The sequence below is a fragment of the uncultured Salegentibacter sp. genome (assembly GCF_963972535.1).
Taxonomy (GTDB): Bacteria; Bacteroidota; Bacteroidia; order Flavobacteriales; family Flavobacteriaceae; genus Salegentibacter.
Map to the genome: position 1 here is coordinate 1 of NZ_CAXAVR010000062.1, position 15,527 is coordinate 15,527.

The 15,527-nt window shown below is 37.6% G+C and carries 17 protein-coding genes; 10 read left to right on the forward strand and 7 right to left on the reverse strand.

What is annotated here, in order from left to right; genetic code table 11:
* From AACZ30_RS08790 to AACZ30_RS08800, 3 genes are all read right to left on the reverse strand, one after another.
* Window positions 1–259: T9SS type A sorting domain-containing protein (locus AACZ30_RS08790; RefSeq protein WP_339648885.1), on the reverse strand; the 259-nt coding region annotated here is incomplete at its 3' end.
* A gap of 140 nt (window positions 260–399) precedes the next feature.
* Complete coding sequence (locus tag AACZ30_RS08795) at window positions 400–1,605, reverse strand: multidrug transporter (protein WP_339648886.1); 1,206 nt, start codon at window positions 1,603–1,605, stop codon at window positions 400–402.
* Between the two features lie 35 nt (window positions 1,606–1,640).
* Window positions 1,641–4,442, reverse strand: a complete 2,802-nt coding sequence (locus tag AACZ30_RS08800; protein ID WP_339648887.1) for an outer membrane beta-barrel protein — start codon at window positions 4,440–4,442, stop codon at window positions 1,641–1,643.
* Window positions 4,443–4,618: 176 nt separating this feature from the next.
* Between AACZ30_RS08800 and AACZ30_RS08805 the strand changes: the two genes are divergently transcribed.
* Together AACZ30_RS08805 and AACZ30_RS08810 are read left to right on the forward strand one after the other, a co-directional pair.
* A complete protein-coding gene (locus AACZ30_RS08805) occupies window positions 4,619–5,302 on the forward strand; it encodes a response regulator transcription factor (RefSeq protein ID WP_339648888.1) in 684 nt (227 codons plus the stop codon).
* Window positions 5,302–6,372, forward strand: coding sequence for an ATP-binding protein (locus AACZ30_RS08810; RefSeq protein WP_339648889.1), 1,071 nt, complete (start codon window positions 5,302–5,304; stop codon window positions 6,370–6,372). The genes AACZ30_RS08805 and AACZ30_RS08810 overlap by 1 nt, the downstream gene beginning before the upstream one ends.
* On the opposite strand, the gene AACZ30_RS08815 is transcribed toward AACZ30_RS08810, so the two are convergent.
* Window positions 6,319–7,377 (reverse strand): glycosyltransferase, encoded by a 1,059-nt coding sequence (locus AACZ30_RS08815; protein ID WP_339648891.1) that lies wholly within the window; start codon window positions 7,375–7,377, stop codon window positions 6,319–6,321. The two genes, AACZ30_RS08810 and AACZ30_RS08815, sit on opposite strands and share 54 nt — an antisense overlap.
* Window positions 7,378–7,445: 68 nt before the next feature.
* Between AACZ30_RS08815 and trmB the strand changes: the two genes are divergently transcribed.
* From trmB to AACZ30_RS08850, 7 genes are all read left to right on the forward strand, one after another.
* Window positions 7,446–8,120, forward strand: coding sequence for a tRNA (guanosine(46)-N7)-methyltransferase TrmB (trmB, locus tag AACZ30_RS08820; RefSeq protein ID WP_339648893.1), 675 nt, complete (start codon window positions 7,446–7,448; stop codon window positions 8,118–8,120).
* Between the two features lie 6 nt (window positions 8,121–8,126).
* The gene (locus AACZ30_RS08825; RefSeq protein ID WP_079735149.1) at window positions 8,127–8,750 is read left to right on the forward strand and encodes a LysE family transporter; all 624 of its coding nucleotides are present in this window, start codon (window positions 8,127–8,129) and stop codon (window positions 8,748–8,750) included.
* Between the two features lie 2 nt (window positions 8,751–8,752).
* A complete protein-coding gene (locus AACZ30_RS08830; RefSeq protein ID WP_093304378.1) occupies window positions 8,753–9,082 on the forward strand; it encodes an MGMT family protein in 330 nt (109 codons plus the stop codon).
* A 198-nt stretch (window positions 9,083–9,280) separates the two neighbouring features.
* A complete protein-coding gene (locus AACZ30_RS08835; RefSeq protein WP_075325091.1) occupies window positions 9,281–10,414 on the forward strand; it encodes an Mrp/NBP35 family ATP-binding protein in 1,134 nt (377 codons plus the stop codon).
* Complete coding sequence (locus AACZ30_RS08840; protein WP_075325090.1) at window positions 10,415–10,657, forward strand: NifU family protein; 243 nt, start codon at window positions 10,415–10,417, stop codon at window positions 10,655–10,657.
* Between the two features lie 32 nt (window positions 10,658–10,689).
* Window positions 10,690–11,751, forward strand: coding sequence for an NAD(P)/FAD-dependent oxidoreductase (locus AACZ30_RS08845; RefSeq protein ID WP_075325089.1), 1,062 nt, complete (start codon window positions 10,690–10,692; stop codon window positions 11,749–11,751).
* Between the two features lie 129 nt (window positions 11,752–11,880).
* Complete coding sequence (locus AACZ30_RS08850) at window positions 11,881–12,216, forward strand: 2Fe-2S iron-sulfur cluster-binding protein (protein WP_075325088.1); 336 nt, start codon at window positions 11,881–11,883, stop codon at window positions 12,214–12,216.
* A gap of 161 nt (window positions 12,217–12,377) precedes the next feature.
* On the opposite strand, the gene AACZ30_RS08855 is transcribed toward AACZ30_RS08850, so the two are convergent.
* Window positions 12,378–13,187 carry a DUF3050 domain-containing protein gene (locus AACZ30_RS08855; protein ID WP_339648895.1) on the reverse strand — a complete coding sequence of 270 codons (810 nt, stop codon included), beginning with the start codon at window positions 13,185–13,187 and terminating at the stop codon, window positions 12,378–12,380.
* Window positions 13,188–13,286: 99 nt separating this feature from the next.
* Between AACZ30_RS08855 and AACZ30_RS08860 the strand changes: the two genes are divergently transcribed.
* Window positions 13,287–13,466 (forward strand): hypothetical protein, encoded by a 180-nt coding sequence (locus AACZ30_RS08860; RefSeq protein WP_037318993.1) that lies wholly within the window; start codon window positions 13,287–13,289, stop codon window positions 13,464–13,466.
* A gap of 125 nt (window positions 13,467–13,591) precedes the next feature.
* Here the strand turns inward: AACZ30_RS08860 and AACZ30_RS08865 are convergent, their stop codons facing one another.
* Together AACZ30_RS08865 and AACZ30_RS08870 are read right to left on the reverse strand one after the other, a co-directional pair.
* Window positions 13,592–14,770 (reverse strand): acyl-CoA dehydrogenase family protein, encoded by a 1,179-nt coding sequence (locus AACZ30_RS08865; protein WP_339648896.1) that lies wholly within the window; start codon window positions 14,768–14,770, stop codon window positions 13,592–13,594.
* A 56-nt stretch (window positions 14,771–14,826) separates the two neighbouring features.
* Window positions 14,827–15,527 (reverse strand): methyltransferase (locus tag AACZ30_RS08870; RefSeq protein ID WP_339648897.1); only part of this gene is annotated, 701 nt, incomplete at its 5' end.

Genomic DNA, 15,527 nt, shown 5'->3' on the forward strand with positions numbered 1-15,527 from the left:
CAAGTTCTTTTCCTCTTAATTTGGTGCGTTGTACAGGTTTCCCCAAAACATTGTAAATCTGGATTTCCTTTTCTTTATTTTGGGAAGTACTAATATAAACTTTCCCGTTAGTAACCGGGTTTGGGTATATAGATAAACCTTCTATAGGAATTTCGGTTTTATTCCCCGAGCTGGTAGTATCCTGCGCATACGCTGCATTTGGTGCAGAGAATGTGAGGAAAATAGCTAATATGAAACTATAAAAGTAATATTGCTTCATTCTTTAATATCGAGGTTTATACAAAACTACAATAAAATTTCAAAAACGATGCCAGATTTATTGTGTATTTAATCTTAATATTATATTAAAAAAGGCTGCCTTTTAGGGCAACCTTTTCCTGGCTAATAAATTTAAATAAATTATTCTTCGAATCCTCCCATTGCATCGAATCTTGTCCAACCTTCAAATTCAGATAAATCTGCTCCGGTTGCTTCTTCGTTCATTGAGATTAATTCCTCTGTGATATCACTTTCGTCAACATTATTTACTACCAGGTTAGTGTAGTCGTAAAAATGAGTATTGGTAAATTCCAGGTCTCCATTTTCCACCTCCTGTAGTTGGTCGTTAACAAATATCATAGTTTCGTAATTATAGCCAACGATGTTGTCAAAAATTCCACCGGTTCCTTGTTTTAGATCAAAAGCTGCTTTCCCTTCTCTGTTATGACCTCTTAAAGTTACATTGCTTACCGTAGGTTTTGCACGTGGTGTTGCATTGTTTTCACCACTTCTGCTTGCTAATTCGAATGCAAAATCTCCTGTGCCATCATACTGGTAAATTACCGCGTTGTTAATGGTACCTCTGTAACCTTCGTCCCAGTCTATAGAATCATCTTCCATACCTACTGCCGAGATATTTGTTGCATTAACAGTACCTCCGTAGAATTCAAATCCGTCATCAGCTCCTTCAAATGCTTCACAGTTTTCTACTACTGTACCGCTACCTACTGCGAAAAATGAAAAAGCATTGAATTCAAATTGACCATCTGAAGATGCCTGGCCGGCATATTCTACGCGTACATAGCGAAGCACTCCAGAATCGTCTTCGTCGTCTTCACCACCATAAGGTAATTGCCCAGCTTCAGATTGTGATTCACCTCCCGGCGCGTTCATTCTTGCACGCCCGTGAATTCCAATTCCTCCCCAGTCTCCATCACCACCTTCTGAATTTTGGTTTTCAGAAGTAAATACAATTGGTTGGGAAACTGTTCCCTCGGCTACGATTCTTCCACCTTGCTCTACGAAAACAAGGTTTACTCCCGCTGCCTGGTCTTCAGCAGTAACAGTAAATGTAGAACCTTGCTGAATAGTTAATGTGGCCCCATTTTTTACAGTAACTGCTCCTCTTAAGGAGTAATCTCCGGTTTCAACTAAAAGATCTTGGGTGATGTCGCCTTCAAGAACAGTGCCCTGAAGAATGCCGTCAGCGCCTCCTCCGTTGTCATCATCTGTGGCAATGTCATCCACATCATCAGTTGGTTGTAATCCATCATCATCACTGCTGCAAGATGCGAATCCTGCAAGTAAAGACAGTGCAAAAAGGGTTTTTAAAATCGGTTTTTTCATAATTTAAAATTTAGTTGTGGTTAAAATATTTATGGTTAAAATTTATACGTGACATTTACTCCAAAAGTGGTTCCCAGGTCAAAGCTTTCTACAACATTGCTAAACCTTTCTGGGAAACGAACTTCCTGAGTTGGATCTTGAGTGAATAAAGTTTCTTCGTTAAGGATATTTCTTACGGTTAATTTCACACCAAGATGATCGTTAAATTCTGTATTCCAGGATAGATCTAGTTGGTTAATTGGTTTTTCATAAATTTCATCTGCACCTTCAACGCCTACTGCATAAATCCTTTTTCCGTAGGTATTAAATATTAAGTTGATCTTAGATTCGGTCTTTTCTGTATCAACAAGCTCATATCCTAAATCGGCATTAATTCCCCAATTTGATGCTCCCTGTAACTTACGTTCCTTATTGGTTACTACGGCAAATCGTGGGTCATCAGCATTGGCAGTTGCAGTAGAATTCATAAGAATTGCATTGAAGCCAAAACTTAAAGGTTTAAGATTTTCTGTCTTTGTAAGATTTCCCACATTTACTCTGGCTTCCATTTCCAAACCGTATAAGTATGCTTCCTCAAAGTTGTCAAAGAAAGTCCTGTAACCAACACTTGTAGATCTTGCCAATCTTTCAATTGGATCTTCCAGGTATTTACCAAAGGCGGTTATTGCGAAAAGCTCTGAGCTTGTAGGGAATATTTCGTACTTAATATCAAGATTATAATTGGTAGAATTTAATAGATCTGGGTTACCAATAACCTGGTTTCCATCACCATTTTGATAAACGGTGGGTAAAATTTCTCTTAATCTTGGACGTGTATTTGTAATAGAAGAGGTGAATCTTAGGTTAGAAGTTTCATTCAATTCATATTTTAAGTTTACCGAAGGATTAAAATCAAATGGTTCGTAAACTAATTTTTGATATGGAGTTTGCGGTCTATCTAAAGGCTCCCTAAAAATAATCTCTCTTAATGCATGTTCTGCTCTTAAACCAGCCTCTAATATTATTCTATCCCATTTTCTAAAAAAGGTAAGATATCCGGCATTTATAGTTTGATCAATTTTACTTGCCGCAGTAGGATCAAAAGTGCTGCTGTAACTTAAAAACCCTTCGTTAAAACCCTGATTAAAGAAATCCTGTGGGTCATTCGTATTTAGGTTTGGTAAGTTATTTCTATTTACCTGGGCGGTAATAAACCTGTTGTAAAATTGATATTCAATATGATCTAGATTATGGCCAATTTTGAATACAGTGTTATAATCTCCTTCTTCATTTTGATCAAATCCTAACTCATATTCCAGGCGAGAATTTACATTCATATTTTCCAGGCTCTGGTAGAACTTGAACGGATTAATTCCATTTGTTGTAATGTAATTTGCATCTTCTCCCACACCCGCAGCTCTTAGTACGCGCCTGTCTGGAACTTCATTATTGCCTAAACCGGCAGATGCACCAAAATGTATTTGGTGTTTCTTTTCCTGAAATTCAAGATTTCCGGTAAGTTGGAAAGTAAGTTGATCGTTTTCGGTATACCTCATATCTCTAATGAAGAAATCACGATTATTTAGCTGTGTGAATCCGTCATTTCTTCCGTAGGCTTCTCTTATAAAATTTGAAGAGTTTTGAAGGTAAATAGTATTAAAACTTAAATTCAATTTATTAAAGCGGGTATAATCCAGACTTAATAAAGCTGATTTTTGTGTGCTAAAATTATAATTAGTAGAAGTGAAATCCTGCCCCGCTGTGCCTTCAGAGTTTAATGTACGCTCAACTCCATTTTGTTTGCGATGAAAATTCCTGTAGTTCATACTAAAAACAAAACCAAGGTTTTCACGATCATTAGCAAATAAGCGTTGCCCATGCGAAATTCCAAATCGGGTATCCAGTGGAGCATTTTTACTTTCCGGTGTCCAGGAAGTATTAAAAAGGCGGGCCGATTCTTCTGGAGTAGCGCTTAAACTTAGGCTGTTAATGTCTAATTCTCCCGGTAAATTTCTTCCCTCTCCAGTGTAGCCTAAAAATTCGGAATCTCCAGAATTATCAGTAAGGAAATTTTCAAAAGTAGTATTGGTATTATAGTTAAAACCAAAATTTATTGTTGTAGTAGGTTTCGCGGGTGCCGGCGGAGTATTAATTTTAAAGGTGGCTCCTGCGAAATCACTATAAAGCGATGGGGAGAAAGTTTTTAAAATATTTACCGAACTTACAATATTCGTTGAAATATAACTTAAGGGAATAATCTTGAAATCTGGATCTGAAGAAGCTACCGGAAGGCCGTTAATCATAAGGTAATTGTAGCGATCATCAAGGCCGCGAACAAAAATACCTCTATCCTGTACCATCGTAATCCCTGATACTTTAGAAACCCCTTGTTCTACATTTGTCACTGCTTTTCTTGAAAGTTCTTCGGCACCTATAGATTGTTGTATCTGGATTGCATTCTTCTGTTCAAGCAATAAGGCAACTTCAGAATCTTTTCTTGAAACCGTAGAAATAATAACTTCCTCTAAGGCCGCTGCACTGGCTCCAAGTCCGGTGTTTACTTCGGTAACTTTTCCTGCGGTAACTTCAACATTTGGAATTTGCAAAGTTTCGTAACCTATAAAGCTAAATTCTACAGTATAAAACCCGGGTTCAATATTTTGTAGCGAGTAAAGCCCGTCAAAATCTGAAGTGGTTCCTTTATTAGTTTCTTTAATAATTACATTCGCAAAAGGCAGAGGTTGCCCGTCTACTTCGTGGTCAGATAATTTTCCGGCAATACTACCGGTAGTATCATTTTGCGCTTGTATTGCTGTACCAAAAATAAGTAAGCTAAGGATAGATAAATACTTCTTCATTACTGTGTTTAATTCTATGGCGCAAATTAACGGCAGCATTGTAAAGCCTCTGTTAAGCTGAAATTATGTGTTTATGATTATAATGTTAGCTTAAGGTTACCAAAGGAGTAGAGCTTACGTAAGTTCAAATTTATGGTTACTTTTACCTCACATTATACCAAATCAACTAAACCAAAATGAAAAAAAAGGACATTAAAATCTTACTGGTAGACGATGAACCGGATATCCTGGAAATAGTGGGATATAACCTTTCAGCCGAAGGATACCAGGTAATTACTACAGATAATGGCGCTGATGCTGTAAAGCTTGCAAAAAAGAAGAAACCCCAGCTTATTGTTCTGGATGTAATGATGCCCGAAATGGATGGGATTGAAGCCTGTGCGCAAATAAGAAAGCTACCAGAGCTGGAAGAAACTATTATAGCTTTCCTTACCGCGCGTGGCGAAGATTATTCTCAAATGGCCGGTTTTGATGCCGGGGCCGATGATTATATCACTAAGCCTATAAAACCAAAAGTGCTGGTAAGTAAAGTAAAAGCTTTACTTAGAAGGTTTAAAGATGATACCGCTTCTTCTAATGTGGTAAAAATAAAAGATCTTATTATCAACCGCGATGAGTATAAAGTGATTAAAAGCGGAGAAGAAATTATATTACCGAGAAAAGAATTTGAACTACTCTCTTTATTAGCTTCAAAACCCGGAAAGGTATTTAAAAGAGAAGATATTTTAGATAAAGTATGGGGCGCCGAGGTTATTGTGGGTGGGCGTACCATAGATGTTCATATAAGAAAGCTTCGGGAAAAAATTGGCGACGAATCTTTTAAAACTGTAAAAGGAGTAGGCTACAAGTTTGTTGTTTAATGGCAAAAAAGTTTAAACGCTCATATAAATTCGCAATAAAGACTTCACTTTATATCACACTTGTTTTGAGTGTGGTGTTGGCAGGTTTTGCCTATTTTACCAGCGGATTTATTCCCGGGCCGTTTTTTGCTTTTATTTTTATAACCTATTTGGTGTGCTTCTTTATAATTCAGTATAGAGTAGAACATTTTATCTATAAAAGAATTAAAAAGATCTACGATAATGTTTCCCTTTTAGATTCTACCACTCTAAAACCCAGCCAGGTTACTACAGATATGGCTACGCTTACCCGCGAAGTTGAAAAATTTACCAAAGATAAAAAGCTGGAGATAGATACTCTTAAAGTTCGTGAAGCCTATAGGAAAGAATTTATGGGAAATGTTTCGCATGAGCTTAAAACACCACTTTTTACCGTTCAGGGATATATTCTTACGCTGCTTGATGGCGCAATGAAAGATAAAGCGGTGCGAAAAAAATACCTGCAACGTGCCAGCAAAGGTGTAGAACGCCTTATTTATATAGTGCGCGATTTAGATATGATCACCAAACTGGAGGCCGGGGACCTACATTTAGAAGAGGAAGATTTTAATATTGTGGAACTTGTGCAGGGCTCATTTGATCTTTTGGAAATGAAAGCAGCCAAAAAGAACATCACCCTAACTTTTGATATTGATTACGACGAACCTATTTGGGTAAATGCCGATAGGGATAGAATTCAACAGGTCCTTACCAATTTAATCGTGAATTCTATTAAATACGGAAAGGAAGATGGTACTACTGAAGTTAGCATAGAAAACCTTATCAAGAATAAAGTGATTGTTCGTGTAACCGATAATGGTGAAGGAATAGAAAAAGAAAATCTACCGCGTGTTTTTGAACGTTTTTATCGTGTAGATAAAAGCGGCTCCAGGAAGGAAGGCGGCTCTGGCTTAGGACTTTCTATAGTAAAGCATATTATTGAAGCGCACGATGAAAAAATATATGTAGAAAGTGTGTTTGGGGTGGGAAGTGAATTTTCATTCACTCTGGAAAAGAGCAAAAATACCCCTGAAATTACCACTGAAATTTAGGTTGCTGAAGCCTGAAAAATCTCTTAAATCCTCAAGTTTTGAAATTTCAAATTCCTCTTGTTTGCAAAAAGGAGCTATTCCTAACTTCATAAAACGTTCAGCTAAATATTCCTGTTCGTACTGGCCGGGAGTGGGAATAAAGAATGCTTTTTTTTCCAGTTTAGCCAAATCCATTATACTGGTATAGCCAGACCTGCATATAATAATTTCACTACTTAGAATTACTTCTTCCAGTTCTTTAGAAGTTAGATAGTTTATAATTTCCAGGCTTTTGTTTAAAGAAGTAATACTTTCCCCGCCTATTATTCCTCTTATAAAAACAATTTTTTTGTCTGAATTTTGGAAGGTTACAAGTAATTTCTCTTCCAACATTGTTCGCTGAGGTTCTGGACCAGATAAAACTACAGCGAAGTCATATTTTTTTTGTCCTGGGAATTTATTAAATCGGCTCAGTGGTCCAATGTATTTTACGTTTTCGGGCATTTCTTTTAAATGGCCCATTATTCCGCTTAAATTTTTATTGCCGGGAGTATCGGGAATCCAGCATTCATCAAATTTCGAAATATATTTTTGATGTAATTTACTGCTTAAATAAGTAGTATTTCCACTTAGCACATTTAACTGGTGGGTGATAAAAACAGAAGGGATGTTTTCATGTCGGCATCCAAATCGGTTATCAGAGATTATTCCGTTTAAATTATATTCCTCAACAAATTTTTTAATCGCTTTTCTTTCAAGTCTTATCGCATGTAGAATACCTGGAGTTTCAGTAAATAATTTCCATTTAAAAGAACTCGCAGATTTGCTATAGGAAATATTATAGGAAGGAAGTTTCAGGCATTTAATATCGGGGAATTCTTTCTGTAATAACTGCAACGCCCCTCCATCTGAGGCGATAAAAACTTCAAAATTATGATTCAGTAATTCATTTATAATAGGAATAGAACGTGTAGCATGACCAAGCCCCCAGTTTAAAACAGCCACTAAAATTCTTTTCTTCTGCATATATCAAATATAATATTAAGTGCCTGTGCGCTATTTTCTTTAATTTTACCAAAATATTAAATTAAGGCGTGGGAAGTAAGAATAAATTAAGACGATTTAGGGAGAACGAAACATTTGAAAATGTGATACAACCCTCCCGGGAAGAGCTGGAGAAAGATCAATTCAGTTTAAAAGGAAATTGGAATAAAGATTTTTTTAAAAATGATCATCCTATCGTTTTGGAATTGGGCTGCGGAAAAGGAGAATATACCATTGGCCTTTCTAAGCAGGATGCTACAAAGAATTTTATAGGAATAGATATAAAAGGCGCCAGGTTTTGGAGAGGTGCAAAAACTGCTATAGAAGAAAATCTGGAAAACGTAGCTTTTTTAAGAACTCAAATTGAATTGATAGATCGCGTTTTCGCCGAAAATGAAGTAGATGAGATCTGGATCACTTTTCCCGATCCTCAAATTAAATATAAGCGTACCAAGCATCGCTTAACAAATGCTGAATTTCTTCAAAAATATAAGCATATTTTAAAACCTGAAGGCCTGGTAAACCTGAAAACCGACAGCGAATTTATGCACGGTTATACACTTGGCTTGCTTCACGGCGAAGGTCACGAAATTCTATATGCGCATCACGATATTTATAAAAATGAATATTCGCCCAAAGCGGTTAGGGAAATTCAAACTTTCTACGAAAAACAGTATCTTGACCAGGGAAAACCTATAACTTACATTCAGTTTAGGATAAAATAAGTCTCTTTGGAGGAAACAAAACTTTTTCTAATTACTTATTTCGCGGCCTTGCTTGGGGTAATCCCTCCCGGTTTGGTGAATATGACCGTGGCTAAAACCTGTGTTGAAAAAGGAAAGAAAAATGGGCTTTATGTTGCGTTGGGCGCCACAATTGTGGTGATTATTCAGGCAACGGTGGCCGTGCTACTCGCTAAATATATATTCGGAAATGAATTTGTTCAGAATATTTTATTACGTGCCGGCCTGGTAATATTTATTCTGCTTGCTGTTTACTTTTTTATTCAGGCAAAGAAACGTGGCGGCATAGAACATAAATCGCGCAAAGCAAATTCCAACAGTATTTTTAAAGGAATGCTTGTGGCGGCCCTAAATATTTTTCCCGTTCCTTATTTTGTAGCTATTGCAGGAGCCCTGCATATTGGCGTTGGTGCCACTTACGATTGGTCCCGAATTATAGCTTTTATTCTGGCTGCATCTATGGGGAGTTTTACTACACTATATGTTTACGTACTTTCCTTTATTAGAATTGAAAAACAAGCTGAAGCATTTTCAAAATACTCCAATTATTTTATGACCGCCCTAATGCTTATTTTGGTAATTGTAACACTTTTAAGAATTTATTACTCTTAGGTTTGGAAGAAAAGAACTTTTTTGAAAGGGTTTATGAAGTAGTGAGACAAATTCCAAAAGGGAAAGTGACTTCTTACGGCGCTATCGCAAAAAGTGTAGGTGCCGCAAAAAGTGCAAGAATGGTTGGTTATGCAATGAATTCGGCTAAAGATCTGGACGATGTGCCGGCGCACCGGGTGGTAAATAGAAACGGACTCCTTACCGGCAAAAGTCATTTTGGAGATCATAGCGCGATGCAGCAAATGCTAACTTCTGAAGGGGTTACGGTAAAAGATAATAAAGTTCAGGATTTTAAAAAGCACTTTTGGGATCCTCAGGAAGATTTGAGATAAATTTTTCTTCTGAAGTTTTACTATAATGGGGCTTTATTATTCCATAGATCAATTATGGGTAAATACTTCGTTTTCTTAGCTTTTCCCCCTATATTTGCGTTTAGAATGAATCTATATAAGCTGATGAGATTTTAGGTAAAACTCGCTATTTCAGCTTAAAATTGTCCTGATTTTTTTGGGATTATAAATATCTTTTAAATGAAGTTAGACAGAAAAGAAATATTAAAATCGCTGGAAACTATTTCTGTAGCCGGAGAAGGCAAAAATATGGTAGAAAGCGGGGCTGTTCAAAATGTAATGACTTTTGGTGATGAGGTGGTTGTAGACCTGGTTTTACAAACCCCTGCCTTGCATATTAAAAAGCGGGCAGAAGTAGATGTGATGAAAGCAATTCACGAACATGTAGAACAAAAAGCCAAAGTTAAAGTAAATATTAAAATAGAGTCTACCTCTAAAAAACCAGAAATAAAAGGGAAAGCAATTCCCGGGATTTCCAATATTATAGCCGTGGCTTCCGGAAAAGGAGGCGTAGGTAAATCTACAGTAACCGCTAACCTTGCGGTAACTTTATCAAAGATGGGCTTTAAAGTTGGGATTTTAGATGCCGATATTTATGGGCCGTCTATCCCTATGATGTTTGATGTTGAAGCTTCAAGACCACTTTCAGTAAATGTAGATGGGAAATCTAAAATGAAACCTGTAGAAAACTACGGGGTAAAAATTCTTTCTATCGGGTTCTTTACCCAACCAAATCAGGCAGTTATTTGGCGTGGACCAATGGCTTCTAAAGCTTTAAATCAAATGATTTTTGATGCGGCCTGGGGCGAGTTAGATTTTCTTTTAGTAGATCTACCACCGGGAACGGGAGATATTCATCTTTCAATTATGCAGTCTCTTCCTGTAACAGGATCTGTGATTGTAAGTACTCCACAAAACGTGGCTTTAGCCGATGCTAAAAAAGGAGTTGCCATGTTCCGCCAGGAAAGTATAAATGTGCCGGTACTGGGAATAATAGAGAATATGGCGTATTTTACTCCAGAAGAACTTCCTGAAAATAAATATTATATCTTCGGAAGAGAAGGTGCTAAAAACCTCGCAAAAGATATTGAGGCGCCATTTTTAGGCGAAATTCCGCTGGTACAAAGCTTAAGAGAATCTGGTGATATTGGCCGTCCTGCTGCTATGCAGGAGTCAACACCCCTGGAAGAAGCTTTTGAAGAAATTACCCGTGGGATGGTTCAGGAAACAGTGAATAGAAACCAAAGTCTGCCTCCAACTGAAGCGATTAAGATCACTACAATGGCAGGATGCAGTGCAGTTAATAAAAAATAGATGACGAGCGAAGAAGTTAAATTAAATGTAGAAAAGGCCCTGGCTGAAATCAGACCTTTTTTGGAGAGTGACGGGGGCAATATTTCCCTTATCGCTATTGAGAACGATCGCCTGGTTAAGGTTCGTCTGGAAGGCGCATGTGTAGATTGCACAGTAAACCAGATGACGCTAAAATCTGGGGTAGAAATGACTATTAAAAAATATGTTCCACAAATAGAAAGTGTGATCAATATTCAAAGGTAAGCACCTGGCTTACTATCAAATTTACCAGTAGAATGATTAAAACCGATATACTTATAATTGGCGCAGGGCCAACGGGCCTTTTTGCGGTTTTTGAAGCAGGATTATTAAAACTAAAATGTCATTTAATAGATGCACTGCCGCAACCTGGCGGGCAATGTTCCGAAATTTATCCTAAAAAACCTATCTATGATATCCCGGGCTTCCCCGAAGTATTGGCAGGAGACCTGGTAACTAATCTAATGGAGCAAATAAAGCCTTTTGAACCGGGTTTTACTCTGGGAGAAAGAGCTCAAACCATAGATAAACAGGAAGATGGTAGCTTTATAGTTACCACTAATAAAGGAACAAAACACCACGCCCCGGTGGTAGTAATTGCCGGTGGTCTTGGAAGTTTTGAACCAAGAAAACCACCTATTGCCAATATCACCGATTTTGAAGATAAAGGCGTAGCTTATATAATTCGGGAACCAGAAGATTATCGCGATAAAAAAGTAGTAATTGCCGGTGGGGGTGATTCAGCATTAGATTGGGCTATTTATTTAGCCGATGTTGCTTCAGAAGTTTCACTGGTACACCGAAGAAATGATTTTCGTGGAGCGTTAGATTCAGTAGAAAAAGTAGAAGAGCTTTCAAAAATTGGAAAGATAAATCTTATTACCAATGCTGAGGTTACCGATCTTAAAGGAGAGGAAGAACTGGATAGTGTAGTGATTACTCACAAGGATTCCGCAAGAGAAAAAGAAATTAAAGAAACCGATTATTTTATACCATTATTTGGGCTTTCGCCTAAATTAGGACCTATTGCAGATTGGGGTCTGGAGATAGAGAAAAATGCGATTAAAGTTGATAATGCTTACGATTATCAAACAAATATTCCCGGGGTTTATGCCATTGGAGATGTGAATACATATCCAGGCAAATTAAAGCTGATTCTTTGTGGTTTCCACGAAGCAGCGATTATGTGTCAGAGCGCTTATCAACGCATTTTCCCAGACAAGAAATATGTGATGAAATATACTACCGTAAGTGGCGTAAGCGGATTTGACGGCAGTAAGAAAGAAGCAAAAAAAGAAGTTGTAAAAAGTATAAATTAAAACAGAAAAATTCAGTTGTAGTGTCGTCAACCTGTCCCGAAGTGGCGGGATGGTTTCAGGTTCTAAGAGCTTAGATTCTGAAACGAGTTCAGAATGACGTCCATCTTGAATATTCTTTTATTAGAAGATATGTCTGATATTAAAATAACCATTATAGACAGGGAAGGCGAAGCCCACGTGGTAGACGCTCCAACAGATATGAATATGAACCTTATGGAAGTGGTTCGCTCTTACGAACTTGCTGCCGAAGGAACCATTGGTATTTGTGGCGGTATGGCAATGTGTGCTTCCTGCCAGTGTTATATTCTCAATTTTGAGCATATGCTGCCCGAACAAAGTATTGAAGAGGAAGACATGCTGGATCAGGCATTTTTTGTGGAAGACAATAGTCGTTTAAGCTGCCAAATTCCCATTACTGAAGAATTAGATGGGCTGGAAGTAAAGCTTGCTCCTGAAGCACCTTAATTCTTCTATCGAGTAGATAGTGATCACCATTCTGAATTCATTTCAGGATCTAGGTGGTGAAATCTTTTGAGCTTCTAGCTCAGGATAGGGGATTAGAAATATTAAATAAACCTCAAAGGTTATCAAAACCTTTGAGGTTTATTTTTACAGAAAAAATCTCTTTAAATCGTTTGCAGGTTTTTAGAATCTATATTTTCTGAAATCTCTTCTTCAATGCCTTTCCAAAGCTCTAACCGGGCATCAAGCGCTTCTTCAGCGGTAATTTTTACTTCTTCCCATTTCTCCTCATCATTTCCACAGAGTTCTGCTACCATTTTAAAGGCCATAGGCCCGTGCTCATCACCGTCTAATTCTATATGACGATCAAAATAGTATTTAAATAGACTTAAATCTTCTTTCGGGAAATTCTGTTGCACATTTTCTATAATAGAAGTGAACATCCCGGGAATAAGTCCTTCGCGTCCAAAGGTAAAGGCTGAGGCAATTTTATGAGGTTTTTCTTCTGAAATTACTTCAAAGGTATTCTTTAGAAATATCTTAATATTAAGCGGGAGTTTTGTGGCTGCAATCAATAAAAAAATATCGGTGCCGTGAGTCACCTGGAGCAAAAAATCTTTTATCCTGCCGGTATCGGCGCCACTTTTTTCCATTGCATCCAGATACATTTCAAAATGGCTTTGATGTTTTCCGAAGTAATTAACATCGGTTTCTTCAGCCAGAACTATTTCATTGATTAAATAACGAGTTTCAGGATTGCCTACAGGCACCCATGGATTGGTAGTTTTGGTAAGTTTTTCCTGTAAGGCGGTAAGTAAAGACATAAAATCCCACACAGCAAAAACGTGATGCTCCATAAAAATTTGAAGATGCTCTGGAGTGGTTATTTTTTGATATAAGGAATGATCTAAAAGTTGATTTATTTTAAGCTCTAGCGCTTTATTTACCTCGTTTATCCTATTTTTTTCTCCCATTTTGCAAAAATAAGATTCTCTTTAGGATTTATAAAATTTAAACATTCATTTAAAACTGAATTAACGCTCAATTTCAGCTTTTTAAAGTATATTCAAAATATGGCGAAGCAGTTTTTAAATTCATATAATGTCATTGTTTTTTATTCAAATAAATCAAAAGATTATTTGCAAATAGACGGTGTTGTGGCTAAAAATCCCAAACCGCTTAAAAAAGAATGCTGCGAAAAATATAAAAAGGGCAAACGCTGTAAACGCTGCCCTTGCTTTGATTTATTGTAATGATTGAGATTATTTCGCGTTATCCTGAACTTGTTTCAGGATCTATTATATTGTGTGTTTTAACAAACTTAGATGCTGAAATGAATTCAGCACGACAATGTTACCATACTTATTTAGAATTATTTTTATTGAAAAGCCGGAATCCCGGTAATATCCATTCCCGTAATTAATAAGTGAATATCGTGAGTGCCTTCATAAGTAATTACACTTTCCAGGTTCATCATATGGCGCATAATGCTATACTCGCCGGTAATTCCCATTCCGCCTAAAACCTGTCTTGCTTCACGGGCTATTTTTATAGCCATTTCCACATTATTTCTTTTAGCCATAGAGATTTGAGCAGAAGTTGCCTTTCCTTCATTTTTAAGAACACCCAGTCTCCAGGCCATAAGCTGCGCTTTGGTGATCTCGGTGATCATTTCTGCTAATTTTTTCTGCTGAAGTTGAGTGCCGGCAATTGGTTTATTAAACTGCACGCGCTCTTTTGCATAACGCAAAGCGGTATCATAGCAATCCATTGCTGCACCAATGGCGCCCCAGGCAATTCCGTAGCGAGCAGAATCAAGGCAACCTAAAGGAGCGCCAAGTCCGCTTTTATTAGGCATTAGGTTTTCTTTTGGCACCTTTACATTGTCAAAAATAAGCTCACCGGTGGCGCTGGCGCGAAGTGACCATTTGTTATGTGTTTCAGGAGTAGAAAAACCTTCCATTCCTCTTTCTACGATAAGTCCGTGAATTCGGCCGTTTTCATCTTTTGCCCAAACCACTGCAATATCTGCAAACGGTGCATTAGAGATCCACATTTTAGCCCCATTTAATAAATAATGATCGCCTTTATCTTTAAAATTGGTGGTCATCCCCCTGGGATTAGAACCGTGGTCTGGCTCGGTAAGCCCAAAACATCCCATAAATTCTCCCGAGGCTAATTTTGGTAAATATTCTTTGCGTTGTTCTTCATTGCCGTATTTATAAATAGGAAACATTACCAGAGAACTTTGAACAGATGCGGTAGAGCGTACGCCACTGTCACCGCGTTCAATTTCCTGCATGATTAGTCCGTATGAGATTTGATCCAAACCGGCTCCGCCGTATTCTTCAGGAATATATGGGCCAAAAGCTCCAATTTCAGCTAAACCGCTAATTATAGATTTAGGGAATTCTGCTTTTTGCGCAGCATCTTCAATTATGGGGGAAACTTCGCGTTTCACCCATTCTCTGGCGGCATCGCGAACTATTTTATGTTCATCGGTTAACAGCTCATCAATATTATAATAATCTGGAGCCTGGAAGTTATCTGTTCTCATTTGTGTGGTGTTTTACACAAATGTAACCAAGCTTTTGAAAGCAAACAATTTTAAGATTATAATTTAAGATAGAAGTCTTTTACAAGCTTTTTGTAAGCTTCTGTATAATTATGTCGTGAAATTTCAATGATAAGTTCATTCTCTTGCAGCTCAATTTCTTTAAAGCTAAAACTCAATAAACTTCTTTTTATTGCTGATGTTTCATTGCCGCGTACCCTGGTGATTTTCTTCGGAAAAAGACCAAATTCACTGGCCAGCGCTAAAAAATCTTTTTCTTCTTTATGCGGAATAATTGTATTGAATTCCCCATCGGGATGAAGTAATTTTGAAACCCCTTCAAGTAATTCTGAAAAAGGCAGGGCTTCAGCAAAACGTGCTTTATTTCTACTTGCGCTTTCTGAAGTATAATCTTCGGCATAAAATGGCGGATTGGAAATTATGAGTTCATATTTCTCTTCATCCTGCATTTCTTCTACAAATTCATCAAAAGCGGCGTGATAGCAAAATAGCCTATCTCCCCAGTTGCTTTGTTCAAAATTGTCCACAGCCTGTTCGTAAGCATCTTCGTCAATTTCTAAAGCATCAATAAGAAAAGCAGGGGAGCGTTGTGCGAGCATTAATGCGATTAGACCTGTTCCTGTGCCAATATCAAGTATGCTGTCTGGTTGGTGTTCCAGGGAAGCCCAGGCGCCGAGTAAGACCCCGTCGGTGCCAATTTTCATGGCGCAGCGATCTTGTTCTATCTTGAATTCTTTAA

Coding starts and splice junctions, on each gene's coding strand:
- AACZ30_RS08795 (WP_339648886.1), bottom strand. CDS start 1,605: ATGAAAAAACCGATTTTAAAAACCCTTTTTGCACTGTCTTTACTTGCA.
- AACZ30_RS08800 (WP_339648887.1), bottom strand. CDS start 4,442: ATGAAGAAGTATTTATCTATCCTTAGCTTACTTATTTTTGGTACAGCA.
- AACZ30_RS08805 (WP_339648888.1), top strand. CDS start 4,619: ATGAAAAAAAAGGACATTAAAATCTTACTGGTAGACGATGAACCGGAT.
- AACZ30_RS08810 (WP_339648889.1), top strand. CDS start 5,302: ATGGCAAAAAAGTTTAAACGCTCATATAAATTCGCAATAAAGACTTCA.
- AACZ30_RS08815 (WP_339648891.1), bottom strand. CDS start 7,377: ATGCAGAAGAAAAGAATTTTAGTGGCTGTTTTAAACTGGGGGCTTGGT.
- AACZ30_RS08835 (WP_075325091.1), top strand. CDS start 9,281: ATGAAGTTAGACAGAAAAGAAATATTAAAATCGCTGGAAACTATTTCT.
- AACZ30_RS08840 (WP_075325090.1), top strand. CDS start 10,415: ATGACGAGCGAAGAAGTTAAATTAAATGTAGAAAAGGCCCTGGCTGAA.
- AACZ30_RS08845 (WP_075325089.1), top strand. CDS start 10,690: ATGATTAAAACCGATATACTTATAATTGGCGCAGGGCCAACGGGCCTT.
- AACZ30_RS08850 (WP_075325088.1), top strand. CDS start 11,881: ATGTCTGATATTAAAATAACCATTATAGACAGGGAAGGCGAAGCCCAC.
- AACZ30_RS08855 (WP_339648895.1), bottom strand. CDS start 13,187: ATGGGAGAAAAAAATAGGATAAACGAGGTAAATAAAGCGCTAGAGCTT.
- AACZ30_RS08860 (WP_037318993.1), top strand. CDS start 13,287: ATGGCGAAGCAGTTTTTAAATTCATATAATGTCATTGTTTTTTATTCA.
- AACZ30_RS08865 (WP_339648896.1), bottom strand. CDS start 14,770: ATGAGAACAGATAACTTCCAGGCTCCAGATTATTATAATATTGATGAG.